This is a genomic window from Phytohalomonas tamaricis (assembly GCF_003012345.1).
GTDB classification, from domain to species: domain Bacteria; phylum Pseudomonadota; class Gammaproteobacteria; order Pseudomonadales; family Halomonadaceae; genus Phytohalomonas; species Phytohalomonas tamaricis.
Map to the genome: position 1 here is coordinate 270,955 of NZ_PVRV01000020.1, position 24,984 is coordinate 295,938.

The following is a 24,984-nucleotide window of genomic DNA, read 5'->3' on the forward strand; positions in this document are numbered from 1 at the left end:
TCCGCCATCACTCCTTGTTATCGATATCGGCATTGTCGGCGATGCGACGCATGACCGACTCAAAAACGGCAAGCTCATCTTCAGGGATATCCGCCAGTAACTGATGCTGAGCCTCTTTGACTCGCACCCTTATGCTGGCGAGCATCTCACGCCCCTGCGGCGTGAAGCCAATGGACCGCGCACGCCGATCATGCTCACAACGCTGGCGTACAACTAGCCCGGCATCTTCCAGATTTTCCAGTGTCCGCATCAATGACGGCAATTCGATGCCCAGATCCTGGGCCAGAGCCGACTGAGTGGCCCCCTCGCCCAGACGATCAAGGTGAACCAGAACAGCCCAACGTGACTGCGTCAAACCAAGCGGATGCATGGAAGCATCAACCACCGCACGCCAGCGGCGATGGAGAAAAGCCAGGCGCATGCCTATCGAAAGTTGGTCGAACCATTCATCATTTTTCATAGGGCTATTCTACTAATACTTACCTTCCTAAGCAATTATTCACGACAACTCTTGCGCACGCTATCGAAGGCATTCCATTAAACTACTGATGACAGAGTAAGGGATAAACCACTGCCATCAATAACGGCATATCGAAAGCGCAATGCCATAAGGCTATACTAGCGTCATCATGTTTTAGCGGCTTGAAGCGTTGTGATCCTCTCTTTGTGAACGCAGCGCTTCACGTCACGTCCATGCATGCCAACACTACGAGGTAGTACACCAGATATGTTCCAGCAGATCGCGCGCGTTCCCGGAGACGCCATTCTCGGGTTGATCGATGCCTACAACCAGGACACTAACCCCGAGAAGGTCGATCTAGGTGTTGGTGTTTACCGGGATGCCCAGGGAAATACGCCGGTTCTACGCTCAGTCAAGGAAGCCGAGGCACGCCTTTTGCAGCAGGAAACTACCAAGAGCTATATCGGTTCTCATGGGGATCCTCGCTACGGCGAAGCTGTCCTTGCGCTGGTGCTCGGCGAAGCTTCTCCTATCCTTGCGGCCGGACGAGCCAGCGCCACTCAATCCCCTGGTGGCACCGGAGCCCTTCGTCTGGCTGCAGATTTCATCAAGGTCAATCTGCCCGGTAAAGGTATCTGGCTCAGCGACCCCACCTGGCCCAATCACCTCGGGATTTTTGAAGCTGCTGGTCTGAAGCTGAACAAGTACCCTTATGTCAACGCCGCCAACCAGCTCGACTTCCCAGCCATGCTGGCATGTCTACAGCAGATTCCTCACGGCGATGTCGTCCTGCTGCACGCGTGCTGCCACAACCCGTCAGGGTTCGATCTGACCCGCGAACAATGGGATCAGGTGCTGGAAGTGGTCAAGGAGCGTGAACTTCTACCTCTGGTAGATTTTGCCTACCAAGGCTTCGGAGATGGCCTGGATGAAGATGCCTACGGTGTTCGCCTTTTGGCTGAGCATCTAGACGAGATGATCATCACCAGCTCATGCTCGAAGAATTTCGGTCTTTATCGTGAACGTACTGGCTGCCTCATCCTCATCGCCCGTAACCACGAAGAGATGCTGAACATACGCTCTCAGGCAGCGATTACCGCTCGTGAAAACTACTCCAATCCCCCCTCTCATGGTGGCGCAATCGTCAGTGAAATTCTTCAGTCAACCGAGCTGACGCAATTGTGGCGTGACGAGGTTACGGAAATGCGCAACCGCATCAATGGATTGCGTCAGGATTTTGTCGATGCGCTAAAGCCTTACGGGCTTTCCGAGCAATTTGCCTTCATCGCCGAACAGCGTGGCATGTTCTCTTACACAGGACTGACGCCCCAACAGGTTGATCGCCTGCGTGATGAGTACAGTATCTATATGGTGCGCTCAGGACGCGCCAACGTGGCCGGCATGAGCACCGACCGGCTTGACTACATCGCCAAGGCGATTGCCGCCGTCGTCAAACAAGCCTAGGAAACGGGCTTAACGATAACGCCCGTCTTGGGAATACTTCCAAGACGGGCGTTATCGTTTGCAGAGCTGTATTGAGCGGTTATTTACCCGCGAAATTTACTGTCGATGAAGATCCAAGGCACTCGCCCCGTAGGCATCGCGATATTCACTGTCATCAACAATGCCATCACCATTGGTATCGATCTCCTCCCAGGCCTGATTGAGCGGTGAATACTCAAACTCATCAGGCGTTATAAACCCATTCTGGTTGGCATCAACTTCCTTGAACGTTATTGCCTGGCTACTGAATCTCGGTTGATTAGGCCCATTCAACGTACAGCCTGAAATCACAAGTACGCTTATCGGGACGATCCATAACGGAGATTTCCAAAACTCATTTTTGATTGTCATGTCATTACCCAAAATTCTCAGGAGCGGTTCTAAGCAGCATAGCGGCTGATATCGAGTCCTGTTGGATCGATCTCAGGCTTGCGGTTGCACAACAGGTCGGCGAGCAACTGCCCGCTGCCACAGCTCATCGTCCACCCCAGCGTGCCATGGCCGGTATTTAGCCAGAAGTTATCGTAGCGGGTTTTCCCAATGATGGGCGTCGAGTCTGGCGTCATCGGTCGCAGTCCGGCCCAGAATTCAGCCTGGGACACGTTGCCACCATCGGGAAAAATATCCTTGATTACCTTCTCGATCGTGGCACGACGCTTGGCTAACAGGCTCAAATCATAGGACGCGAGTTCAGCCATACCACCGACGCGAATACGCTTATCAAAGCGTGTGATAGCGACCTTATGGCTTTCATCCATGACGGTTGACTGTGGCGCGCCCGTCTCATCGGTAATCGGCACGGACAAGCTATAGCCCTTGACCGGATAGATGGGCAGGTGGAGCTCAAGGTCTCTCGCCAGGAAAGGCGAGTAGCTGCCCAGGCAAAGGACATAGGCATCGGCCTTCATTTCCCCTGCAGAGGTAATGACTGCTTCGACATGATCAGCATTACGCTTGATGTGTTGAATATGGGTGTTAAAACGAAATTCGATGCCCAACTGTTCGCGACAATATTCAGCCAATCGACGGGTGAATAAATGACAATCTCCCGTCTGGTCATCAGGCAGATGAAGCCCCGCAACAAACTTTCCCGGCACGCGTGCCAACGCCGGTTCGACGTCCACACATTCACTTTCGGTCAGTAATCGATGTCGAATGCCACATTCCTCAAGGACACGCATGTCCTTGCCTGCCGCATCGACCTGCGCATCGTAACGAAACAGCTGCAGCAGGCCACGCTGACGGTCTTCATAACCAATCCCGGTATCGGTACGCAGCGCATCAATACAGTGACGACTGTGCTCAGCGATACGGACCATTCGCTCCTTGTTGATGGCATAGCGCTCGCTGTTGCAGTTGGCAAACATCTGCATCATGAAGCGCGCCATCGCGGTATCCATGCGCGGCTGGATCTTGAGCGGAGCATGCTCCTGGAATATCCACTTCAACGCCTTGCGCGGAATGCCAGGGGCAGCCCACGGCGAGGAGAATCCGAACGAGACCTGACCTGCATTCCCGTAACTGGTCTCCATGGCTGGACTGGGCTGACGGTCGACGACGGTCACCTGATGCCCTTGTCGCGCGAGATAATACGCACTGGTTACGCCCACAACACCGCTGCCAAGAACGAGAATATGCATGGCTGGCTTCCACCTGTTGTCCTTATTGGATTGGACACCGCGACAGCGGTACGAAGTGCACAGCCGTAGTATAAAGCGGGTCAGCCAATAGCATTTTTTGAAATTCAGACGCCAGGCAGGACAAATCTTTGTATTTCTTTTCTCATGGCGAAAGAAACCATGGCTATTTTAATTTTCGAATGTCATTTGACTGGCTCTAAAGCAACTTCACCCTCACTGGACTTGCCACGCTCACCCAGTGAGTGACGATAGAGACGCCAAGCCATGATGCCGGCCAATACGTTGCCCAGCGCCGCGCCAGCCGCCAGACCCGTTAATCCACCTACAAGGCTGCCTATCCACAAGCATGGCAAATAACAGGCAAAGAGACGTAGAAACGAAATAAGCATTGCCTTCATGGGCCACCCCAACGCATTGGAAGCGGACACAACAAGCATACAGATACCGAGAAAGGCATAGCTGGGGAGAAGAAAGCGCATCAGCGTAGTCAATGAATCACGTACCGCATCATCGCCGGTCATAAGCCCAGCAATTGGGGCCGCCAATACTGCCACCACGACACCAAGCATGAACTGCCAGATCAACACGACGCGCACCGCGAGATTCATCAACTGACGCGTCTCACGCCACTTTCCAGCCCCATAGTTGCGCCCGAGCCACGGCGGTAGGGACATCGTCAGTGCCAGTACGACCAACAAAACGAAGGTCTCAAGACGAGAGGCCAACCCCCAGCTGGCAACGGCAGCATTCCCCAGACGCGCCACAACGCTGGTAGCAAGCAACGCTGAGGCCGGAGGCATCAACTGGCTGACCATGGCCGGGCCTGCAATATGCAAAAAAGGCCCCGATGAACGCCGCGCCTCTTCGCCCAAATGATGAAACGAAAGCCAATCCTGACGGCCCAATTTCATTCCCACTAGCAGTATTCCGCCAGTGAAGGCTATCAGCGTCGCCCACGCGGCCCCCGGCAACCCCAATCCTGGGAACGGTCCTATTCCAAAAATCAGCAACGGGTCGAGAACAAGATTCAGAAGACTCGTCACGATCATGATGATTCCGGGAAAGCGAGCCTCACCATGGGCACGAAACAAGCTGTATCCGAAATAGAGCATGGCGCCCATCCAGCTAGCCAACAGCCAGGGCCACCAATAGGTGCGGATCACTGCAAGGATATCGTCACCCGCCCCCATCGCAGCAAAAACCGGACCTTGAACTAACCATAGCACGACCATCAATAGCGCCATGATTACGCCGCCGCCGCAAAGAATCAGGCTACCCAGACGTCTGGCACGCTCATGCTCACCCGCCCCCAAGGCGCGTGAAATCGTCGCAGCAATAGCGATGCCCATCCCGACTTGAACGCCAATAATGATGAAGGTGACCGGGAAGGTGAAGGACTGTGCGGCAAGCGGCTGAGTACCCAGTCTGGCAACAAAGATACTATCCACCAGATTAAAGCCCAGCAGCGCCATGACGCCCATCGCCATAGGCCAAGTCTGCTGCCATAACGTGCGCCCCATGGCGCGTGTCGAAAAGGAAGTCAAAAGGCCTCCGAAGCCACTGTCAAAGAATCGCAAAGTCTAGCGCATGCCTGACGCCCATGCGCGAAAGTAAAAGGCCTACTCCCATCCACGTAAAAGCAGGCCCACAGCCTGTCGGACGTACGCTTAAAAGAAAACGAGGATATATGAAGGTATTGTATGCTGGTTTAATTGATCACGCTGTTGAACGCACCCTAGCAGGAACGCCATGACCACACCGCGTCGTCAGGTCTAATAAACGGCAACCATATTCTAAGGCCCCAAGATAGCCCACTGGGTTAACACACTCACCCGACATTGCCGGGTGAATGTGAATGACATGAATTCGAGGCCCCGCTAGTTAAAGGCGATCCAAGCCGCGGGCAATATCAGCTTTGAGGTCATCAAGATGTTCAAGTCCGACCGCAATCCGGATCAAACCTTCTTCGATACCGGCTACCTGCTTCTGCTCATCTGACAAACGGCCATGTGTCGTTGTGGCCGGATGAGTAATGGTGGTCTTCACATCGCCAAGATTACCGGTAATCGACATTAGCCGTGTGGCATCGATCACTGACCAGGCACCTTCACGGCCGCCCTTGACGACAACACCCAACACTGCACCAAAGCCGCTCTGCTGACGCTTGGCCAACGCATGCTGAGGATGCGATTCAAGTCCGCTGTAATGGACCCGCTCAACATTGGGATGCGCTTCGAGCCAGCGCGCAAAATCAATAGCATTCTCACCATGCGCCCGCATACGCAAGCCCAACGTTTCCAGCCCCTTGAGAAATATCCAGGCATTAAACGGGCTCATGCATGGCCCACAGGTACGAACCACGCCAAGCACTTCTTCAAGCAGGTCATGCGGCCCCACAACGGCACCACCAATGGCACGCCCCTGTCCATCAAGATATTTGGTTGCCGAATGGATCACCAGATCCGCCCCTAGCTCAAGAGGCTTTTGCAACGCCGGCGTACAAAAGCAATTATCGATGGCAAGCCACGCCCCGTGACGATGAGCAATATCTGCCAGCGCAGCAATATCGACAATTTCCGATAACGGATTGGAAGGCGTCTCGGCAAATAACAGCTTAGTCTGCGGCGTTAGTGCGGCTTCCCAGGCCTCAAGATTCGAGAGTTCAACGTAGCGAGTAGTGATACCGAACTTGCCCAGATATTTCGAAAACAGGCTAACTGTCGAGCCAAAAAGGGAGCGCGAGGCCACAATTTCATCACCGGCTTCAAGCAAGCCAAGCGCCGTCGACAGGATGGCCGCCATACCGGAGCTGGTCGCAACGCAGCGCTCTCCTTTCTCCATGGCCGCGAGGCGTTGCTCGAATATTCTGACGGTGGGATTGGTAAAGCGAGAATAAATATTACCCGGTTCTTCTCCAGAGAACTTGCGTGCAGCTTCGGCAGCGCTTTCATAGACAAAGCTCGACGTCGTGAAAATCGGCTCGCCATGTTCCTGTTCGTTGGTACGGGTGTGGCCAGCGCGAATGGCCAGCGTATCGAGATGCAGCGGGATATCGTCTTCGTGCATGACTTACAGTCCATTGATTCGATGAGTAGTTACGCCATCATCAATGAAAACGGCATGTAAAAAAAGCTGCGGCCTCCGAGGAGGCCGCTTTTTTACGCTGATACTCAGTAGCTCTGATGTTATCAGTCGACTTCCTCGACATCGTTATGCATGTCGACCACTGAATTGCCGCCATCGTCGCACTTGGCAGCGTCGTTACGCGCCACTTCCAGACGGGCAAGGTAGTCAGCATCGATATCGCCAGTCACATAGCGGCCATCGAAGACCGAACAGTCGAACTCGGTCAGCGCCGGGTTCACCTCCTGACAGGCCTGTTTGAGATCTTCAAGGTCCTGATAGATCAGCTTGTCCGCACCGATGAGCTTGCCGACCTCTGCGTCACTGCGGTCATGGCCAATCAGTTCTAGCGCTACCGGCATATCGATGCCATAAACATTAGGATAGCGTACAGCAGGCGCCGCTGAGGCGAAGTACACCTTTTTCGCGCCAGCCTCTCGCGCCATCTGGATAATTTCATTACAGGTTGTGCCGCGCACGATCGAATCATCGACCAGCAGCACATTCTTGTCCTGAAATTCGATATCGTTGGCATTGAGCTTCTGACGTACCGACTTCTTGCGCTGTGTCTGGCCCGGCATGATAAAGGTACGGCCAATATAGCGATTCTTGGTGAAACCTTCGCGATAGGTCACGCCAAGATGCTGAGCGAGTTCCAGCGCCGCGGTGCGGCTAGTATCGGGAATCGGAATGACCACATCGATATCGTGATCCGCCCATTCGCGCTTGATCTTGTCGGCCAGTTTCTGGCCCATGCGCATGCGCGTCCAGTAAACATTAGCGCCATCAAGCGTTGAATCAGGGCGCGCCAGGTAAACATATTCAAAGATGCAGGGCGTTAAACGTGCATTTTCAACACAACGCTGAGTATAGAGATTACGTTCGAGATCGATAAAAACCGCCTCGCCCGGCTCGAGATCGCGAATCAGTTCGAACCCTGCCACATCGAGCGCAACCGACTCAGATGCGATCATATACTCGGGGCCATCGGCGGTTTCACGCTTACCGAAGACCACCGGGCGAATACCGTTAGGGTCACGGAACGCCACCAGCCCCAGTCCGTTGACGATGGCTACAGCAGCATAACCACCCTTGCAACGGCGATGGACGCGACGCACCGCATCGAAGATATCCTCGGCACCGATTTGCATGCCCTGCTTGCCCAACTCATGGGCAAAGACGTTAAGCAGCACTTCCGAATCGGAGCTGGTATTAATGTGGCGCAGGTCCGCCGTAAACAGCTCTTTAACCAGCTGCTCAGAATTGGTCAGGTTGCCGTTGTGAACCAGCGCGATGCCATAAGGGGAATTGACATAGAACGGCTGAGACTCCGCTTCGGAAGAGGAGCCTGCTGTCGGGTAGCGGACATGACCGATACCGAGATTGCCCTGCAATCGTTTCATGTGGCGTGTATGAAACACGTCGCGTACCAGGCCATTACTCTTGCGCAGTAAAAAGCGTCCATGGTGCCAAGTCATCATACCCGCAGCATCTTGACCGCGATGCTGCAGCACCGTGAGTGCATCATAGAGTGCTTGATTTACCATCGAATGAGCCATCAGGCCTACGATCCCGCACATCTTGTCACTTCCTCACTGTTATCCATCGAGCCGTGGCACAACCGCAATGTACGGGCGAACCACCAGAAAAATTGCTTGGCTTACTGCTTACTGTCGATTATCGGCAAGCGTGACGTCGCTTCCTGCTTCAACGTCGACATGCTCTCCTGAGTGCGCTCTGCATCCCAGTTTTCAAGCTGCTGCATTGACCAGTCCCGCGCCTGAGCCACCATGGGGCGTAGTTGCGACTCCTGCCAATCCGGTGCCGTGCGCCAAGGGGTCAATCCAACGATAGCGGCAATCAGTACAAGAATGGCCCCGCCCTTCAGGGCGCCAAATAGCGCTCCCAGCAGGCGATTGAATCGTCCCATGCCAACCCATTCGATAATCGAATGGAGGAGGCGAATAACCATACCACTGACCACAATCACCACAAAAACGACTAGAAAAAAACCTATTGCCAGCCGAATATCCGAATTCTCGACATAACCTCGGAAAATTTCACCAGCCCGGCCAGCAAAGGCGCGCGCAGCCAGAAGTGCGCCTATCCAGGCAATAAGCCCAAGCCCCTCACGAATGAAGCCACGAGCCGCACCGGAGAGAATGGAAAAGAGCAGGATGGCAGCAAAGGCCCAATCGACCCAAGTCCAGCTCATTCATTATCCTTACGGCGCACAACCAAGCCCTTTATATTGGCCTTCTGCTGCAGCTGTACCCGTGCCTTCTCACCTTGCTCGGAGGAGCTGAACGGGCCAACAAAGACCGTATTGAGATTGCCGCGCGGCTTCTTGTATGCCGAAAATCCCTGTTCTTTCAATTGGGCAATAAGGCGGTCCGCGTTGCCCGGCTCACCAAAACTACCGGCCTGAACTGCCCAATCACCATTCTTCGCCGTTGCAGGCAAGCTGTTGGACCCTCGCAAAGCCGCGGCCATGATTGGGTCTTGCGGCGCAGCGGAACTGGCTTTAGAGGGAGTCTTGCTTGCTTCATTACTTCGTGATGAGGCACTGCCAGTGGACGTACCTTGCGCGGGTGGCGCACTACGCTGTGCCGGGCGTGACGGCTCATCATCACGCTGAGAAGGAATCAGCTGGGATGTTTGTGTCACTTGGCTGGAGCGACGTTCGTTATGGGTAATTTCAGCGTCATTGGGTAAGGGTGAAGATGGTGATGATACGCTATTTCTAGGCAGGTCGATGGGCTGTTCAACCGTCAGCACCGGTTCCGGTCCTTCACCACGCGGCGCAGGTTCGCTGAACAACATTGGCAGAAAGATAACCGCCAGCGCCGCGAGAATGACAATGCCCGTGACCCGCTCACGCTTACCATATTTCATGCCGACTCCTCTGCCTGATACGCTTGTCCATCCGGTGACAGATAGGCAAGCACGGCGGACACAGTGAAAAATGATCCGCATACCAGAATTTCAATATCATTGTCCGGGAATGTCTCAAGCCACATTGCGCCATCACGTGGCGAAGCAACCTCACGCAGCACGTCCCCTCCTGATGCACGGACATGCTCGGCTAATTCCTGCGCCGAACGGGCACGCTCGCCTTCAAGTGTTGCCACCACCCAGCCATCGATAACCGGCGTCAATGCTTCGACAACTCCACGAGCGTCCTTGTCGCCCAGCATACCGAGCAGAGCGATGCGCCGCTTGGGCATTCGCGATGCCAAGCGAGCAGCGACATAGGCCGCAGCATGAGGATTATGCGCCACATCAAGACACCAATGCCCCAACCACTGCATACGCCCCGGCAAGCGTACCGATGCAAAGGCTTTACGTGTGTGGGGTATCTCTGGCGAGAAACCGGCCAGAATGAAGGCCTGTAGCGCCGTCGCGGCATTATCCAGTGGCAAGCCCGGATCAGGCAGCGCTTCCAGGTTCAATGAATATCCGGTAGTGCCATTGCTCCACCAGCGCCATCCAGACTGATCAACCACGTGACCATATTCCCGGCCCAGCTGATGTCTGCTTGAGACAGGCAACGCTGCTGCATGAGCATCCACGCTGTTGGGTAGACGTTCGCTGCCCAACACGACGGGGCGTCCGGCGCGCATGATCCCTGCCTTTTCATAGCCGATGCTTTCTAGGTCGTCTCCCAGAAAAGCCGCATGATCATGGGCCACCGTAGTGATTATGGCAACATCTGGCGCAACGACATTGACCGCATCGAGCCGCCCCCCGAGCCCCACTTCCAAAATGGCCAGCTCAGGCCGATGTTCAGCGATCAACACTAATGCCGCCAGCGTTCCCGTCTCGAAATAGGTAAGGCTGATATCACCGCGTGCCGCCTCAATGGCGGCGAAGGCACGGATAAATGCTTCATCGCTGCCCTCTACGCCATCGAGATGCAGCCGCTCGTTATAGCGCAGCAGATGCGGTGATGTGTAAGTCACAGTAGATATGCCATGAGCCTGCGCCAGCGCCTCCAGCATAGCGACAGTTGAGCCTTTACCGTTGGTGCCAGCGACCGTAATAATGCGCTTGGCGGGCGGCGTATCAAGCAAGCCAAGCCGATGGGCGACCAGCTCGACACGTTCAAGGCCAAGATCAATGGCTACCGGGTGCTGACGTTCCAGCCGCTCAAGCCAACCTTCAAGCGTGTTAGGCAGACTCATGTATTACTCGATATTCAGTATTTTGGTGCATCCACGTCATCGTCAGCGAACTCGCTGTCGGGTGAGATGGGTTCGACAGTAACGACTTCCTCGCTGCGCGGTGCAGCAGGCGCATGGGTCAACTTGCGCAAAATGCTTCCCACGCGCTCACGCATTTCACTACGATGAATGATCATATCGACGGTGCCATGCTCAAGCAGGAATTCACTGCGCTGAAACCCTTCCGGCAGCTTTTCACGCACGGTCTGTTCGATAACACGCGGACCGGCAAAACCGATGAGCGCGTTAGGCTCAGCCACGTTGAGATCACCTAGCATGGCCAATGATGCAGACACTCCGCCGAAGACTGGATCCGTCAATACGGAGATATAGGGCACCCCCTCTTCACGCATCTTTTCCAGCGCGGCCGATGTCTTGGCCATCTGCATCAATGAAAAGAGTGCTTCCTGCATACGCGCTCCACCACTGGCTGCAAAGCAGATCAGAGGACGACGCTCTTTGCGGGCAAGCTCCGCAGCACGCACAAACTTTTCACCGACAATGCTGCCCATCGAACCGCCCATGAATTCGAACTCGAATGCCACAGCCACGACTGGCAGGCCATCCAGTTCTCCTTTCATCGCGATCAGCGCATCATTTTCGTCAGTGCTCTTCTGCGCAGCGGCGAGGCGATCCTTGTATTTCTTGGAATCACGAAACCGCAGCCGATCGACCGGCTCGAGATCAGCTGCAATCTCTTCACGGCCTTCCTTGTCTAGAAACCAGGACAGACGCTTGCGTGCATTGAGACGCAAATGATGATCACACTTGGGACACACATTATGATGCCGTTCAAGTTCAGGTCGATAGAGCACCGACTCGCACTGAGGGCACTTGCGCCATAGACCATCGGGAATATTGCTGCGTCTGTCGGTGCGCTGCGTGCGCCCCATCGACGGTACGATTTTATCGAGCCAGCTCATGGGAGATAAGGCTTCCGTATTGCTTTCGATTCAAATGGCCACTCGCTACACCTCAGCAAGCGAGCAGTATGTAACCACCTAGTTTACCGTATCCATGCGCTTATGGCCGCCTGGATATGTCATGATCTATCAGCTATCCATTGCCTGACGCATATCGGACAACACTGCCTTGAGCGCCGGTGCAATAGCTTCTATATGCTCGGCATTATCAGCGATCTGGCTGACGAGAGCACTTCCTACTATCACGCCATCAGCCACCTGCGCGACTGCGGCCGCCGACTGACCGTCACGAATGCCAAACCCGACACACAGCGGCAGATCGCTGAAGCGGCGCAGACTATTGAGCTGTTTCTCGACAGCAGTCACATCAAGCGTCGCGGCACCGGTCACCCCCTTGAGCGACACATAATAGAGATAGCCCGCGCCATGGCGGCCTATTGTAGCGGCACGCGTCTCGGAAGTGGTAGGTGCAACCAGATAGATCGTATGCACCCCTCGCGGCTTAAGACATGCCGTCAGTTCGTCAGCTTCTTCTGGCGGCATATCAACCACCAGTACACCATCGACGCCGACCTGCTCGCAGCGGGCGGCAAAGGCCTCGAAACCCATCCTTTCAATCGGGTTGAGATAACCCATCAGGACAATCGGGGTCTGCGTATCGCTCTGGCGGAATTCATCCACCATGTCGAGCACATGAGCAAGGCGCGTACCGTGAACCAGCGCTCGCTCACATGCCTTTTGAATGACAGGGCCGTCCGCCATCGGGTCGGAGAACGGTATACCAAGTTCAAGAATATCTGCACCCGACTCGACGAGCGCATGAAGCAAGCCAACCGTATATGCAGGAGCAGGATCGCCGGCGGTAATATAAGGAATCAATGCCTTACGCGACTGCGCCTTGAGGTCAGCGAAACGTTGGTCAATACGATTCATCCGGTGTCCTTAGAATTCAATGCCGTCTATTTTCGCGACGGTAAGAATATCCTTGTCGCCGCGTCCGGACAGGTTGACGATCAAATGCTCATCGGTGCGCATCGTTGGCGCCAGCACCTTGGCATAGGCTAACGCATGAGCAGACTCCAGCGCCGGCATAATGCCCTCGACATGGGTCAACTCACGGAACGCTTCAAGCACCTTGTCATCGTTGGCCGTGACATAGTTCACTCGGCCGACATCCTTGAGCCAGGCATGTTCGGGACCGACGCCAGGATAATCAAGTCCGGCAGAAATCGAATGAGTATCGATGATCTGACCGCCCTCATCGGACATCAGATAGGTACGGTTACCATGCAATACGCCAGGCTGGCCAGCATTCAACGGTGCCGCGTGCTGCCCCGTTTCTAGTCCTTTGCCACCAGCCTCGACACCATACATGGCCACCTCCTCATCCTGCAGGAAAGGATAGAACAGCCCCATCGCATTGGAGCCACCGCCCACGCACGCGATCAAGGCATCAGGCAGCCGGCCGATCTGCTCCAGCGATTGACGCCGCGCTTCGCGTCCTACCACGGCATTGAAATCCCGCACCATCTCCGGGTAAGGATGGGGACCCGCGACGGTACCGATAATGTAAAAGGTATCGTCAACATTCGTGACCCAGTCACGCATTGCCTCGTTCATCGCATCCTTGAGCGTGCGTGAGCCGGACTCCACGGCAATCACGTTGGCTCCGAGCAAGCGCATGCGATAGACATTGAGCTTCTGGCGCTCGACGTCTTCTGCCCCCATATAAATGTCGCACTTGAGTCCCAGGCGCGCTGCAACGGTAGCCGTGGCCACACCGTGTTGGCCAGCGCCGGTCTCGGCAATGACACGAGGCTTACCCGCCTTCTTGGCCAGCAACGCCTGGCCGATGGTATTGTTTACCTTATGCGCCCCGGTGTGATTGAGATCCTCTCGTTTGAGCCATATCTGCGCGCCGCCCAACTCACGCGACCATCGATCAGCATGATAAAGGGGTGATGGTCGGCCAACATAGTGCTTCAGATCATAATCGAAGTCGGCCTGAAACTCGGGATCATCACGCAGGCTGGCATACACCTTTTCGAGCTCTTCGAGGGCAAAGCTCAATGTTTCGGAAACGAAGCGACCGCCATAGGGACCAAAATGGCCTCGGCTATCAGGCTGTTGAGCCAGATCACTGAACTTGCTCGCCTTATCTGCTTGGGTCGGCATGCTCACCGGTATGCACCTCATGCGAATACGTTGCGAATGAATGTTTCGATCTTGGCATGGTCCTTGACGCCTATCGTCGTCTCGACGCCACCTGAGACGTCAACGGCAAAAGGCTTGACCGTGACAATAGCTTCGGCGACGTTATCAGGCGTCAGGCCTCCCGCAAGGATAACAGGCTTGGCCAAGCCTGCAGGAATCCGGCTCCAGTCGAAGGTTTCACCCGTGCCGCCGGGGACACCCGGCTTGAAAGCATCCAATAACACTCCCTGAGCACCCCGATAACGCTCAGCCTCGGCGTGCAGGTCGATATTATCGCGCATCCGCACCGCCTTCATCCACGGCCGGCCGTAGCTCTGACACTCTTCTGGAGGCTCGTCGCCATGAAACTGCAACATGTCCAAAAAAGGCGTGCAGCTCGCAATGGTCTCGGCATCCTGATCAACGAACAAGCCGACTCTGGTCACAAACGCCGGCACCCGTGCCGACAGTACTTTGAGCGTATCGAGATCAAGCGCACGCCGACTGCCCGGCCAGAGCACGAAGCCCAAGGCATCGGCCCCGGCACGAACAGCAGCATCGACATCCTCTGCGCGGGTCAGCCCACAGATTTTGACACGTGTGCGCATCATGTTTCCTCCTTGAAAGCCTGCTCGCAGGCAAGCCGGCGCTGGCGTACATAGGTCCCTTCCGGGACAGCACGTTCACCACTCCACTCGCCGGTAAACAACAACACATCCGGACCGAGCGGCTCTTCCGGCAGGCCGAAGTGATCATCATAGCGTGCATCGACGAAATGCAGCCCCTGTGCAGGTGCGGTCACACCGCCCTGGGCGCGCACACCATGCTCAAGTATCTCCCGACACCAGCCTATGTCCTGCCTACCGTCTCCAATCGCCATAAGCACGCCCGCGATATTGCGAATCATATGATGCAGAAAGGCGTTGGCCTGGATATCGATCACCACCAGCGGGCCATAACGGCGCACTTCGGCGAAATGGACATGCCGCCATGGCGAGGTCGATTGACAACCTGCTGCGCGATAGCCGGAAAAATCATGCTCACCGATCAGCGCCTGTGCGGCCTCATGCATACGCCGCTCATCGAGCGGCGTACGATGCCAAGTCACGTCATGGCAGCTTAGCGCTGACGGCGTGGCACGGTTCATGATCACATAGCGATAACGACGCGCCAGCGCGCAGAAACGTGCGTGGAAATCATCAGGCACAAAGTGTGCCCAATGAACAACAATATCACTGGGCAGATTGGCGTTGACGCCCATGACCCATGCTTTCTGGGTACGGGGAGTTTCGGTATCAAAATGGACGATTTGACGCGTGGCATGGACACCGCTGTCGGTGCGCCCGCTACACATGACAGTAATCGGCTGCGAGGCGACTTTGGCCAACGCTGTTTCGAGTGCAGCTTGAATCGACGGACCATGACTCAGTCGCTGCCAACCATAATAGCTTGCACCGTTATACTCAACGCCGAGTGCGATGCGCCCCGCGCGTCGAGTCCGTTCATCCAACAGAGAAAAGAGAGACATTCAATAAAGGCGTTCAATCCGGGTGGTGCACGTCAAAACGATTGATCAGAAGACGAGCCGCCTCACGCGCGATATCGGGGCCTTCGTCCAGAATCTGGCGCAGCAGTATCAGTGCCGCATCGGTATTGCCGGCATCCAGCAGTACATGAGCTCGGATCAATCGCTCATCACGAGCGGCTTCTCCGTCAAGGCCATCATTATCCTGCTCAAGCGCTTCGAATGCCACCTCTTCAAATGACCAGTTGGCAGGAAAAATTTCCTTGCCAATAACATCAACGTGCTCAGAGGTGTTATCAAGCCCACTATAAAACGCATCCGTATCCGATTCCGCCGTAAATGTCAGGGGTTCATCCAGCGCTACATCATCAAGAGATGGGGAGAAGGCAGCCGCCTGAGAAGATGTTGAATGTTCCATTTGATATGAAGCAGCACTGGTCATGTGACTCTCCGCAAGCGGGCCAGGTTCAAAGGAGAGTTCAAACTCATGTGCATTCATACCCTGCTCAGGGTCAATCCCCTGCGTGACAGGATCTTCTGCGGCCAGAACCATAGCATCCACTTGCCAATCACCATGAATCTGAATTTTGGAAGCGCTCAAGTCCTGCACATTAGTCATCGCCTCAGCGCCAAGCTTGTCAAAGGCTGTCGACGGATTGTGTGCTGACTCCGTAGCATTCTGGTACTTAGACAGGGCCTCTTCCGGCTCGATATCTTCATAGACAACAAGCATGCTATCGCCGATATCGTCGCTGCGGCTTTCAACTTCCACCGCTGTAGAAAGGCCAGACGAGGTATCAGCCAAGCTCTCTGCCTTTTTCATCGTATCAAGCATGACATCTGAACCTGCTCCGACATATGCCGTCACTGCTGATGCCATGACTCCATCCGACGCATGACTGCTCAGCTTCCCGCCCTTTATTGCTCTCTTGTCCAGTTCATTGCTCTCCACTGCCTCTCTGTCCAGCGCTGGATCATTGAATTCCATAGGCAATATATCGTCGTGACGAGCACGCTGATGGCGTATCAATAAAAACCCCACTATGACCAGCAAACCACCTGTCAAAATAATGATTAACGGGCTTAGCCAAGCGGTGACTGGCTGCCACAGTTTATGTAGAGATGGTTCACTGCTGATCTGCGCCGCAGGCGGGGCTTGCTGGGGCGTTTCACTCGCCTGCTGCGGCATCTGCTGAGCGATGTATTCATCAAACACCTGCTGTCGAGTGGCCAGCTCGTTCAACTGATCGTCAAGGCGTTGTTGCGTCTGCTCCAGAGCAGCGAGTGGTGCTATCCACTCAGCGGCTGGCTTCTGATCAGAATCGGTACTTGGGACAGCGCTTTGACGCTCCAGCTCATTGAACTTCGCTTCAAGCTTGTCTAAACGCCGAGCTAGTGCGGCTAACTCGACATCAGCTGCATTCCCCCTTGGTGTACTGCGATCAAGATGCGAAGGCGTAGTGTCGCGCTGCGGCTGCGGCTCAGCTTGCTGGCTCACCGATGACATTGATGGTCGCGGGCCAAGGAACTGCCCTGAAGACGTCACCGTTTCTTGGGTCTGGTGAGCGACATTTTTCGGCGGATCGAGCAGTAAGGTGACCTGACGACGCAACTGACCATGAGGCCATGCCACATCAAGCATCGCCTCAAGATAGGGCTCACGTAGCGGATGCGTTCCCTCAAGCACGATTTCAAGCTGCCCGCCCCATTTGCGAACGCTTACACGTAGCGTATCGACTGCGGCGCTGCGGGCAATCTTAGCCGCGTTGAAAGCCTCATCATCGGCGAGGGAAACCCTGACTTCATCAGGGCTCATTCCCTGAGTATCGAGCAGAGCTATGCGGGCCTGTAAAGGCTCGTTGAGATGAGAAGACACCTGAGGATATCCCAGCCCCAGCGCCCAAATATCTTGAGCGAATGCTAAAGCACCCGCCATGAACAGCCCGCGATATAGCTGACGCATCCCAACGTTCCTTTGTATGTGCTCAGCGCAGGACGATAACGTGCCATAGGCGACCGCCGCTATCCGCGCATTTACCGCATCGCTTACCTTCGATACTACCGTCATCCGCTGACGATATTTGTGCATTTAAAACGCAAAACGCCTCCCGAAGGAGGCGTTTTGCAGCAGGACGGAAACCGTTATCCCTGATGCTCGCGTAGCACCATCAGCATGCGTCTCAGCGGCTCAGCGGCGCCCCACAACAGCTGGTCACCGACCGAAAAGGCAGTTAAATAGTCATTGCCCATCGCCAGCTTGCGCAGACGACCTACTGGGACGTTCAACGTGCCGGTAACAGCGGCGGGCGTCAGCGACTTGAGCGTCGCCTCCTTGGTGTTAGGAACAACACTGACCCAATCATTGTGGCGCGCGATGCGATCCTCTATCTCATCCATCGGCACATCGTGCTTTAACTTGATAGTAAAAGCCTGAGAATGTGAACGCATCGAACCGATTCGCACGCATAGCCCATCAATGGGGATCGGGGTGGCGTTATTACCGAGAATCTTGTTGGTCTCGACACCGCCCTTCCACTCTTCCTTGGTCTGGCCGTTGTCCATTGCCTTGTCGATCCAAGGCAACAGGCTGCCGCCAAGCGGTGCGCCGAACTGCTCGATCGGAAACATGTCGCCGCGCATTGCCGTGGTGATTTCACGGTCGATGTCGAGAATCGCTGAGGCTGGGTCGTCGAGATGGTGCTTCGCTGCATCACCGAGCGCTCTCATCTGGCCCAGCAACTCACGCATGTTTTGCGCCCCTGCGCCGGAAGCCGCCTGATATGTCATCGACGTCATCCACTCGATCAGTCCCGCCTCGAACAACCCGCCAAGTCCCATCAGCATCAGACTGACCGTGCAGTTACCACCGGCGAAAGTCTTGACACCTGCCTTGAGCTTTTCATCAATGACATGGCGGTTGACCGGATCGAGGACGATGACGGCTTCGTCATCCATGCGCAGCGTGCTTGCCGCATCAATCCAGTAACCTTTCCAACCCGACTCGCGCAGAGGTTTGTACACCTCATTGGTGTAATCGCCGCCCTGACAGGTAACGACTGCGTCCAACTGCTTGAGCGCCTCAAGATCGAAGGCGTCTTTCAATGCCGGCGTATCAACGCCGACATCAGGACCGGGCTTACCCACCTGCGATGTCGAGAAAAAGACAGGCTCAACGTGTTTGAAATCGCTTTCTTCCTGCATACGCTGCATGAGCACGGAACCCACCATACCGCGCCACCCGACGAAACCTACTCGTAACATATCAAGCCCCCTTTGGATTCTGTTCGTTTGAAGCACCAACGATTCGTATCGCAGGCACCCACTTGATAACCGAGAATACTGGCGCGCCTAGTTTCAACTTCAGGCCGTTCATATTTGCCTAATTATTGTTCAGATTACGCTTGGCTTCGAGCCTCTGGTTTTCCATGTTGTCTAAACGATTTAAATCATGCTGATGCTTTGCATACACAAGTGATCATTGAATGCATGAACCGATCACCTCTAATGCATAAATTTTAACGCATATATAAAACACAAACCATAACTAAATATTATATAAATGACGTCGACTATCTTCAGTGCAGCCCTGATAAGCATCATCCTGCAGCCCTGGGTTAGCTCAAAACGCTTCAACGTCCTTGCATATTAATTTTCTAGTGCTAGCCCGATACAAAAACGGCAGTGCCCGAAAGCACTGCCGTTTTTGCGTCGGCAGCTGGATCAGCGTTTGTTGAACGCCGCGACTACTGCATCGCCCATCTCGCTGGTCGAGACCTGCTGCGTTCCGGCATAGGCTATATCAGCGGTGCGCAGCCCCTGATCAAGCACGTCACCGACCGCCTGTTCAATGCGCTCGGCCAGCTCAAACTCAGCGAGCGAATAGCGCAGCATCATCGCCACCGACAGGATCGTTGCCAGCGGATTGGCAAGCCCCTGGCCAGCGATGTCCGGTGCGCTGCCATGGCACGGCTCGTACATGCCCTGTCCCTGCTCGTTAAGCGACGCCGAAGGCAGCATGCCAATCGAGCCGGTCAACATCGCCGCCTCGTCAGAAAGGATATCGCCGAACATATTGCCGGTAACGATCACGTCGAACTGCTTCGGCGCGCGTACCAGCTGCATCGCCGCGTTATCGACATACATGTGCGACAGCTCAACGTCGGGATAGTCACGGGCAAGATCATTCATGATCTCACGCCACAGAATTGTCACTTCCAGCACGTTGGCCTTATCGACGCTGCACAGCTTCTTGCCGCGTTTCTGCGCCAGTTCGAAGGCGGTGCGGCCGATACGGCGAATCTCATGTTCATCGTAGACATAGGTGTTATAGCCGTAGCGTGTGCCGTCGTCGCGCTGCTCGATCCCGCGTGGCTGGCCGAAATAGATGCCGCCGGTCAGCTCGCGCACGATCATGATGTCGAGCCCTGAGACGATCTCGGGCTTGAGGCTTGAAGCCTCGGCAAGCTGCGGATAGAGCAGCGCCGGACGCAGATTGGCGTAGAGGTTGAGATGCTTGCGCAGCCCGAGCAGCCCCTTTTCGGGACGCTTGGAAATGTCCTCTAGCTTGTCCCACTTCGGCCCGCCGACCGCACCAAGCAGAATCGCATCAGCCGCCTTGGCCGCTTCAAGGGTCTCGTCGGGCAGGGGCACGCCGGTGGCGTCAATCGCATCGCCCCCCACCTTGCCTTCGCTCAGCTCAATATCAAGCCCGGCGGCCCGACAGGCGTCGAGCACCTTGATGGCCTCAGCGGTAATTTCAGGACCGATGCCGTCACCCGGCAATACGAGAATCTTGCGGCTCATTGCGTTTCCTGTTCGATGCTATCAGCTATTTTTACGCCCCGGCCGTAGCCAGGGCAAAGATGTGAGGCGCTTCCGTGCGCGAGGTCATCCCTGTGGGGTGTGTCCAGCGTTGTTGTTGTTCATGTTGGAAAGCACTGAGCCTGCGCTCAGTACTTCCTTTAAGCAAAAGAGCCACTTAGCCTCTGAACAGCCAAGGATTTTCAGCCTTGTGACGCTGCTCAAAATGTTGAATAGCCGCAGCATTCTCAAGGGTGATGCCGATATCATCCAAACCATTTTCAAGGCAATGCTTGCGGAACGGGTCCACCTCGAAGGCGATCTGCTCGCCGCTCGGCGTGGTGATGGTCTGCCCGATCAGATCAACGTCGAGCTTGTAGCCCGGCGTCGCCTCAACCTCCTTGAACAAGCGGTCTACCGTCTGCTCATCAAGCGTAATCAACAACAGGCCGTTCTTGAATGCGTTGTTGAAAAATATATCGGCGAAGCTTGGCGCGATGATGACGCGGAAGCCAAAATCCTCAAGCGCCCAGGGCGCATGCTCTCGCGAACTGCCACAGCCGAAGTTCTTGCGCGCCAGTAGCACACTGGCCCCTTCATAGCGCGGCTGATTGAGCACGAACTCGGGATTGACCGGCCGATTTGAACAATCCTGACCAGGATAGCCTTCGTCAAGGTAGCGCAGCTCATCAAACAGGTTTGGACCGAAACCGGTGCGTTTGATCGACTTCAGAAACTGCTTGGGAATGATCAAGTCAGTATCCACATTGGCGCGATCAAGCGGCGCGACCAGACCGAGCTTGCGAATGAATTTTTCCATCGTATCTCTCCTGAAATCGGGCCGATCAGGCGCTCTTGGCCATGTCGGGGCGCGGATCATATTCGCGCACATCAACGAAGTGGCCCGCAATCGCAGCGGCAGCGGCCATCGCCGGGCTGACCAGGTGGGTACGCCCACCGTAACCCTGACGTCCTTCGAAGTTACGGTTCGAGGTCGAAGCGCAATGCTCCCCAGCACCGAGTTTGTCAGCATTCATTGCCAGACACATAGAGCAGCCCGGCTCACGCCATTCAAAGCCCGCATCGAGAAAAATCTTGTCGAGCCCTTCTGCCTCAGCCTGACGCTTGACCAGACCGGAACCCGGCACCACCATGGCCTGCTTGATGCTTTTCGCCACACGTCGGCCGCGGGCCACCTTGGCAGCCTCACGTAGATCTTCAATACGTGAGTTGGTGCACGAGCCGATGAACACACGGTCGAGTTTGATATCAGTAATCTTCTGTCCCGCCTTGAGCCCCATGTACTCGAGCGCGCGAATCACACCGCGCTGAGCCGTTTCGTCATCAATCGCGGCAGGATCGGGCACTTCACCGTAAACACCGGTAACCATCTCAGGGCTGGTGCCCCAAGTCACCTGTGGCTCGAGCTCTTCGGCCTTAAGTTCAACGATGTGGTCGAAATGAGCATCATCATCAGATACCAGATGACGCCAGCTGGATACCGCCGCGTCCCAGTGCTCCTCACTCGGGGCAAATGGGCGGCCCTTGATATAGTCGATAGTAGTCTGGTCAACACCGACCAGGCCGACGCGGGCCCCGGCCTCGATCGCCATATTGCAGATCGTCATGCGGCCTTCCATCGACAGATCGCGGATCGCGCTGCCAGCGAACTCCATCGCATAGCCAGTGCCGCCGGCAGTGCCGATGCGGCCAATCACGGCGAGAACGATATCCTTGGCGGTCACACCCTGGCCGAGCTTGCCTTCGACACGCACCTGCATGTTCTTCATCTTGCGCTGGATCAGGCACTGGGTGGCGAGCACGTGCTCGACCTCAGAGGTACCAATACCGTGGGCCAACGCGCCAAAGGCGCCATGCGTGGCAGTGTGCGAGTCACCGCAGACCACGGTCATGCCGGGCAACGTCGCGCCCTGTTCGGGGCCAACGACGTGAACGATGCCCTGACGCACGTCGCCGATGCCGAACGCCTCGATACCGAAACTGCGAGTGTTATCGTCCAGAGTTTGTACCTGAATGCGCGAAACATCGTCACTGATTCCGGCAATGCCTGCCGCCCGCTCTTTCAACGTGGTTGGCACGTTGTGATCGGCAGTGGCGATATTGGCATCAAGACGCCACGGCTGACGGTTAGCAAGACGCAGTCCCTCAAAGGCCTGCGGCGATGTCACCTCGTGCAGCAGCTGGCGGTCGATGTAGATCAGTGCCGTTCCATCGTCGCGTGATTGCACCAAATGCGACGACCACAGCTTGTCATAAAGGGTCTGGCCTGCCATTTCGTTACTCCTCGCCTAGCTTAGGGCCTACTGGCCAAGCGCTCTGAGGGCGCTCTTGATGAAGCCGGACAATATCGTCGGTTATAAAAAATACCTTACACGAATGTTTCCAGTGTTGACCGGCTGATGTGAAGCATATCCCGGTCACTATGGGAGTCAGCTTACGCGTCGTGTTACCATAAAACAAATTCATGTTTTTTATAAAACGCATTCCAGGTAGGAATAAAATAAATGGATACACAAAGCCTGCGTGCCTTTCTCGCTGTGGTGGACAGCGGCTCGTTCTCTCAGGCTGCCGAGGCGTTATTTTTAACCCAGCCGGCCGTAAGCAAGCGCATTGCAGTACTCGAAAACCAGATCGGCAGCCGACTGTTCGACCGAATTGGCCGCGGGATAGGGCTCACCGAAGCTGGGCGCATGCTATTGCCGCGTGCTCGTCAAATACTGGTGATGTTCGATGACACGCAGCGGGCGCTCGCCAACCTGAATGGGAAAATCAGCGGCAGCCTGACGCTAGCGACCAGTCACCATATTGGCTTGCACCGCCTGCCACCAGTGTTAAAGACGTTTACCCAGCAGCATCCCGATGTACGAATGGATATACGCTTTCTCGATTCGGAACAGGCCTACGCCGGCGTTCTCGATGGCAGCCTCGAACTCGCCGTGGTCACCCTGGCGCCCTCTCCCGACCCTAATCTTGTGGTTGTGCCAGTGTGGACCGATCAACTGCGCTTCGTGTGCGGCCGTGATCATCCTTTAGCACACTGCACACAACTACCCCTCGCGGCGCTGTCGGAACATGATGCCGTGCTCCCAGGCCATTTAACGTTTACCCGTGGCATCGTCATCGAGACCTTTCTACGCGAGGGCCTAAAAGTGCGCGTATCGATGTCGACTAACTATCTTGAGACGCTGAAAATGATGGTGGGTATCGGCTTGGGCTGGAGCGTACTGCCCGAGACGATGATCGACGATGAACTCTGCATAATGCCGATAAAGCATCTTCCCATCGAGCGCCCGCTGGGCTATCTGTTTCATAGTAGCCGCACGCTCTCTAACGCGGCGCGCTCGATGATCAAGCTGCTCGAGCAGGCACGTGCAGTGCAAACATGACATAAGCATTACGAAACGGTTGCACAACAACAGGATATCGTTAATGTAGCAAAGGCGATCTGCTGATTCGCATATAACAACAACCCGTGAAACATTAGTTTCACCATGACTATAAAAACGGACTCGACATGACCCCTTCAAGAGAACAACACAACGCTTCTTTCTATAGTGGCAAAAAATCCCTGACGCTCTCTTCAACTCTCGCCGTCGCGTCGCTGTATAGCATATTCAGTGTGACACCGGCGGTACTGGCCCAGGAGAGCACCGCCCAAGGCAGGGCTGACACGGCCTCAGGTGAGACTGCCAGCTATGAAATTACCGAAGATGAACCGCGCAGCGAATATCTGTCCGACTGGTATAACCAGAACCTGACCATCATCGGTGACAAGAACATTCGCTTCGGGCCACAGCCGGTCGATGACATCTATCTTGAGTATGAATTCTTTGGCCGCAAGGGACCGTTAGAGCTCTATGGCTATGTCGATCTGCCAAAGTTTTTCGGCATCGGTAACAGCAACGATACCGGCATCTGGGATGATGGTTCACCCCTGTTCACAGAACTGGAGCCACGCCTGTCAATCGATGGCATAACAGGAAAAGACCTAAGTGTTGGCCCGTTCAAGGAGTGGTTCTTTGCCGTCGATTATATCTTCGACTGGGGACATAATTCCGATTCACGCCAGAATACGCTCTATGCCGGGTTCGGGACCGATATTGATACCCATACCCCGGTCGCGCTGTCGTTCAATCTCTACAAGCGCTATCAGTGGGAAAACTATGGCGCGGCCAACGAGAATTCCTGGGATGGCTATCGCGCTCAGGCCAAGTATGTATGGCCGTTAGGTCAATTCAGTAATGGCGCATCGCTGACCTACGTCGGCTTCACCAATTACGACTTCGGCTCCGACCTGCGCGATGATGCAGGGCCCATGCGCACAAACGAGGCGGTGGTAGCCACTAACGTACTGCTTTATTCCTTCACTCATCTGCGGTTTATGGGCGTAGCGCGCTACTTCCATAACGGCGGACAGTGGAAGGATGATGTCGAGGCCGACTTCGGCGAAGGCGCCTTCCATCTGCGTTCGACCGGATGGGGATATTACTTCGGCGTGGGCTGGCAATTCTAAACACCACGTTTAGCGGTACAAAAACGCCGACCGCATCATTGCGGGCGGCGTTTTTTCGTT

Annotated in this window: 22 protein-coding genes; 3 read left to right on the forward strand and 19 right to left on the reverse strand. The window is 55.3% G+C overall.

Annotated features, from left to right (window positions below; all coding sequences use genetic code 11):
• Positions 1–7: 7 nt before the first annotated feature.
• A complete protein-coding gene (locus C3Z11_RS06770) occupies positions 8–460 on the reverse strand; it encodes a MarR family winged helix-turn-helix transcriptional regulator (RefSeq protein ID WP_106477192.1) in 453 nt (150 codons plus the stop codon).
• Between the two features lie 267 nt (positions 461–727).
• On the opposite strand from C3Z11_RS06770, the gene C3Z11_RS06775 reads away from it, so the two are divergent.
• Positions 728–1,924 (forward strand): amino acid aminotransferase, encoded by a 1,197-nt coding sequence (locus C3Z11_RS06775; protein ID WP_106477193.1) that lies wholly within the window; start codon positions 728–730, stop codon positions 1,922–1,924.
• A gap of 96 nt (positions 1,925–2,020) precedes the next feature.
• On the opposite strand, the gene C3Z11_RS06780 is transcribed toward C3Z11_RS06775, so the two are convergent.
• From C3Z11_RS06780 to leuC, 18 genes are all read right to left on the reverse strand, one after another.
• Positions 2,021–2,314, reverse strand: a complete 294-nt coding sequence (locus C3Z11_RS06780) for an EF-hand domain-containing protein (protein WP_106477194.1) — start codon at positions 2,312–2,314, stop codon at positions 2,021–2,023.
• Positions 2,315–2,343: 29 nt separating this feature from the next.
• On the reverse strand, positions 2,344–3,603 hold the full coding sequence (locus tag C3Z11_RS06785) for a D-amino acid dehydrogenase (protein WP_106477195.1): 1,260 nt from the start codon (positions 3,601–3,603) through the stop codon (positions 2,344–2,346).
• Between the two features lie 182 nt (positions 3,604–3,785).
• Positions 3,786–5,123, reverse strand: a complete 1,338-nt coding sequence (locus C3Z11_RS06790; protein ID WP_106477196.1) for an MATE family efflux transporter — start codon at positions 5,121–5,123, stop codon at positions 3,786–3,788.
• Positions 5,124–5,484: 361 nt separating this feature from the next.
• Positions 5,485–6,669 (reverse strand): O-succinylhomoserine sulfhydrylase, encoded by a 1,185-nt coding sequence (locus tag C3Z11_RS06795; RefSeq protein ID WP_106477197.1) that lies wholly within the window; start codon positions 6,667–6,669, stop codon positions 5,485–5,487.
• A gap of 122 nt (positions 6,670–6,791) precedes the next feature.
• Complete coding sequence (gene purF, locus C3Z11_RS06800) at positions 6,792–8,306, reverse strand: amidophosphoribosyltransferase (RefSeq protein WP_106477198.1); 1,515 nt, start codon at positions 8,304–8,306, stop codon at positions 6,792–6,794.
• An 80-nt stretch (positions 8,307–8,386) separates the two neighbouring features.
• Positions 8,387–8,941 carry a CvpA family protein gene (locus C3Z11_RS06805; RefSeq protein ID WP_106477199.1) on the reverse strand — a complete coding sequence of 185 codons (555 nt, stop codon included), beginning with the start codon at positions 8,939–8,941 and terminating at the stop codon, positions 8,387–8,389.
• Positions 8,938–9,621 (reverse strand): SPOR domain-containing protein, encoded by a 684-nt coding sequence (locus C3Z11_RS06810; RefSeq protein ID WP_158700939.1) that lies wholly within the window; start codon positions 9,619–9,621, stop codon positions 8,938–8,940. The genes C3Z11_RS06805 and C3Z11_RS06810 overlap by 4 nt, the downstream gene beginning before the upstream one ends.
• Positions 9,618–10,910, reverse strand: coding sequence for a bifunctional tetrahydrofolate synthase/dihydrofolate synthase (gene folC, locus C3Z11_RS06815; RefSeq protein ID WP_106477201.1), 1,293 nt, complete (start codon positions 10,908–10,910; stop codon positions 9,618–9,620). The genes C3Z11_RS06810 and folC overlap by 4 nt, the downstream gene beginning before the upstream one ends.
• A gap of 14 nt (positions 10,911–10,924) precedes the next feature.
• The gene (gene accD, locus C3Z11_RS06820) at positions 10,925–11,872 is read right to left on the reverse strand and encodes an acetyl-CoA carboxylase, carboxyltransferase subunit beta (RefSeq protein ID WP_106477202.1); all 948 of its coding nucleotides are present in this window, start codon (positions 11,870–11,872) and stop codon (positions 10,925–10,927) included.
• A 129-nt stretch (positions 11,873–12,001) separates the two neighbouring features.
• Positions 12,002–12,805 (reverse strand): tryptophan synthase subunit alpha, encoded by an 804-nt coding sequence (trpA, locus tag C3Z11_RS06825; RefSeq protein WP_106477203.1) that lies wholly within the window; start codon positions 12,803–12,805, stop codon positions 12,002–12,004.
• Between the two features lie 9 nt (positions 12,806–12,814).
• Positions 12,815–14,047, reverse strand: a complete 1,233-nt coding sequence (gene trpB / locus C3Z11_RS06830) for a tryptophan synthase subunit beta (protein WP_106477204.1) — start codon at positions 14,045–14,047, stop codon at positions 12,815–12,817.
• 17 nt (positions 14,048–14,064) lie between these two features.
• Positions 14,065–14,673 (reverse strand): phosphoribosylanthranilate isomerase, encoded by a 609-nt coding sequence (locus C3Z11_RS06835; protein WP_106477741.1) that lies wholly within the window; start codon positions 14,671–14,673, stop codon positions 14,065–14,067.
• Positions 14,673–15,593, reverse strand: a complete 921-nt coding sequence (truA, locus tag C3Z11_RS06840) for a tRNA pseudouridine(38-40) synthase TruA (protein WP_106477205.1) — start codon at positions 15,591–15,593, stop codon at positions 14,673–14,675. The genes C3Z11_RS06835 and truA overlap by 1 nt, the downstream gene beginning before the upstream one ends.
• Positions 15,594–15,606: 13 nt before the next feature.
• Positions 15,607–17,553 carry a type IV pilus assembly protein FimV gene (locus C3Z11_RS06845; protein ID WP_106477206.1) on the reverse strand — a complete coding sequence of 649 codons (1,947 nt, stop codon included), beginning with the start codon at positions 17,551–17,553 and terminating at the stop codon, positions 15,607–15,609.
• A gap of 179 nt (positions 17,554–17,732) precedes the next feature.
• A complete protein-coding gene (asd, locus tag C3Z11_RS06850; RefSeq protein WP_106477207.1) occupies positions 17,733–18,851 on the reverse strand; it encodes an aspartate-semialdehyde dehydrogenase in 1,119 nt (372 codons plus the stop codon).
• Between the two features lie 459 nt (positions 18,852–19,310).
• Positions 19,311–20,393 (reverse strand): 3-isopropylmalate dehydrogenase, encoded by a 1,083-nt coding sequence (gene leuB / locus C3Z11_RS06855; protein WP_106477208.1) that lies wholly within the window; start codon positions 20,391–20,393, stop codon positions 19,311–19,313.
• 175 nt (positions 20,394–20,568) lie between these two features.
• Positions 20,569–21,210: a 3-isopropylmalate dehydratase small subunit gene (gene leuD / locus C3Z11_RS06860; RefSeq protein WP_106477209.1), complete on the reverse strand. Its 642-nt coding sequence runs from the start codon at positions 21,208–21,210 to the stop codon at positions 20,569–20,571.
• Positions 21,211–21,235: 25 nt separating this feature from the next.
• Complete coding sequence (gene leuC / locus C3Z11_RS06865; protein ID WP_106477210.1) at positions 21,236–22,684, reverse strand: 3-isopropylmalate dehydratase large subunit; 1,449 nt, start codon at positions 22,682–22,684, stop codon at positions 21,236–21,238.
• 231 nt (positions 22,685–22,915) lie between these two features.
• On the opposite strand from leuC, the gene C3Z11_RS06870 reads away from it, so the two are divergent.
• The gene (locus C3Z11_RS06870) at positions 22,916–23,797 is read left to right on the forward strand and encodes a LysR family transcriptional regulator (RefSeq protein WP_106477211.1); all 882 of its coding nucleotides are present in this window, start codon (positions 22,916–22,918) and stop codon (positions 23,795–23,797) included.
• A gap of 128 nt (positions 23,798–23,925) precedes the next feature.
• Entirely contained in the window at positions 23,926–24,924 is a 999-nt protein-coding gene (locus tag C3Z11_RS06875) for a nucleoside-specific channel-forming protein Tsx (protein WP_106477212.1), read from the forward strand.
• Positions 24,925–24,984 lie beyond the last annotated feature (60 nt).

Coding starts and splice junctions, on each gene's coding strand:
- C3Z11_RS06770 (WP_106477192.1), bottom strand. CDS start 460: ATGAAAAATGATGAATGGTTCGACCAACTTTCGATAGGCATGCGCCTG.
- C3Z11_RS06775 (WP_106477193.1), top strand. CDS start 728: ATGTTCCAGCAGATCGCGCGCGTTCCCGGAGACGCCATTCTCGGGTTG.
- C3Z11_RS06780 (WP_106477194.1), bottom strand. CDS start 2,314: ATGACAATCAAAAATGAGTTTTGGAAATCTCCGTTATGGATCGTCCCG.
- C3Z11_RS06785 (WP_106477195.1), bottom strand. CDS start 3,603: ATGCATATTCTCGTTCTTGGCAGCGGTGTTGTGGGCGTAACCAGTGCG.
- C3Z11_RS06790 (WP_106477196.1), bottom strand. CDS start 5,123: ATGGGGCGCACGTTATGGCAGCAGACTTGGCCTATGGCGATGGGCGTC.
- C3Z11_RS06795 (WP_106477197.1), bottom strand. CDS start 6,669: ATGCACGAAGACGATATCCCGCTGCATCTCGATACGCTGGCCATTCGC.
- purF (WP_106477198.1), bottom strand. CDS start 8,306: ATGTGCGGGATCGTAGGCCTGATGGCTCATTCGATGGTAAATCAAGCA.
- C3Z11_RS06805 (WP_106477199.1), bottom strand. CDS start 8,941: ATGAGCTGGACTTGGGTCGATTGGGCCTTTGCTGCCATCCTGCTCTTT.
- C3Z11_RS06810 (WP_158700939.1), bottom strand. CDS start 9,621: ATGAAATATGGTAAGCGTGAGCGGGTCACGGGCATTGTCATTCTCGCG.
- folC (WP_106477201.1), bottom strand. CDS start 10,910: ATGAGTCTGCCTAACACGCTTGAAGGTTGGCTTGAGCGGCTGGAACGT.
- accD (WP_106477202.1), bottom strand. CDS start 11,872: ATGAGCTGGCTCGATAAAATCGTACCGTCGATGGGGCGCACGCAGCGC.
- trpA (WP_106477203.1), bottom strand. CDS start 12,805: ATGAATCGTATTGACCAACGTTTCGCTGACCTCAAGGCGCAGTCGCGT.
- trpB (WP_106477204.1), bottom strand. CDS start 14,047: ATGCCGACCCAAGCAGATAAGGCGAGCAAGTTCAGTGATCTGGCTCAA.
- C3Z11_RS06835 (WP_106477741.1), bottom strand. CDS start 14,673: ATGCGCACACGTGTCAAAATCTGTGGGCTGACCCGCGCAGAGGATGTC.
- truA (WP_106477205.1), bottom strand. CDS start 15,593: ATGTCTCTCTTTTCTCTGTTGGATGAACGGACTCGACGCGCGGGGCGC.
- C3Z11_RS06845 (WP_106477206.1), bottom strand. CDS start 17,553: ATGCGTCAGCTATATCGCGGGCTGTTCATGGCGGGTGCTTTAGCATTC.
- asd (WP_106477207.1), bottom strand. CDS start 18,851: ATGTTACGAGTAGGTTTCGTCGGGTGGCGCGGTATGGTGGGTTCCGTG.
- leuB (WP_106477208.1), bottom strand. CDS start 20,393: ATGAGCCGCAAGATTCTCGTATTGCCGGGTGACGGCATCGGTCCTGAA.
- leuD (WP_106477209.1), bottom strand. CDS start 21,210: ATGGAAAAATTCATTCGCAAGCTCGGTCTGGTCGCGCCGCTTGATCGC.
- leuC (WP_106477210.1), bottom strand. CDS start 22,684: ATGGCAGGCCAGACCCTTTATGACAAGCTGTGGTCGTCGCATTTGGTG.
- C3Z11_RS06870 (WP_106477211.1), top strand. CDS start 22,916: ATGGATACACAAAGCCTGCGTGCCTTTCTCGCTGTGGTGGACAGCGGC.
- C3Z11_RS06875 (WP_106477212.1), top strand. CDS start 23,926: ATGACCCCTTCAAGAGAACAACACAACGCTTCTTTCTATAGTGGCAAA.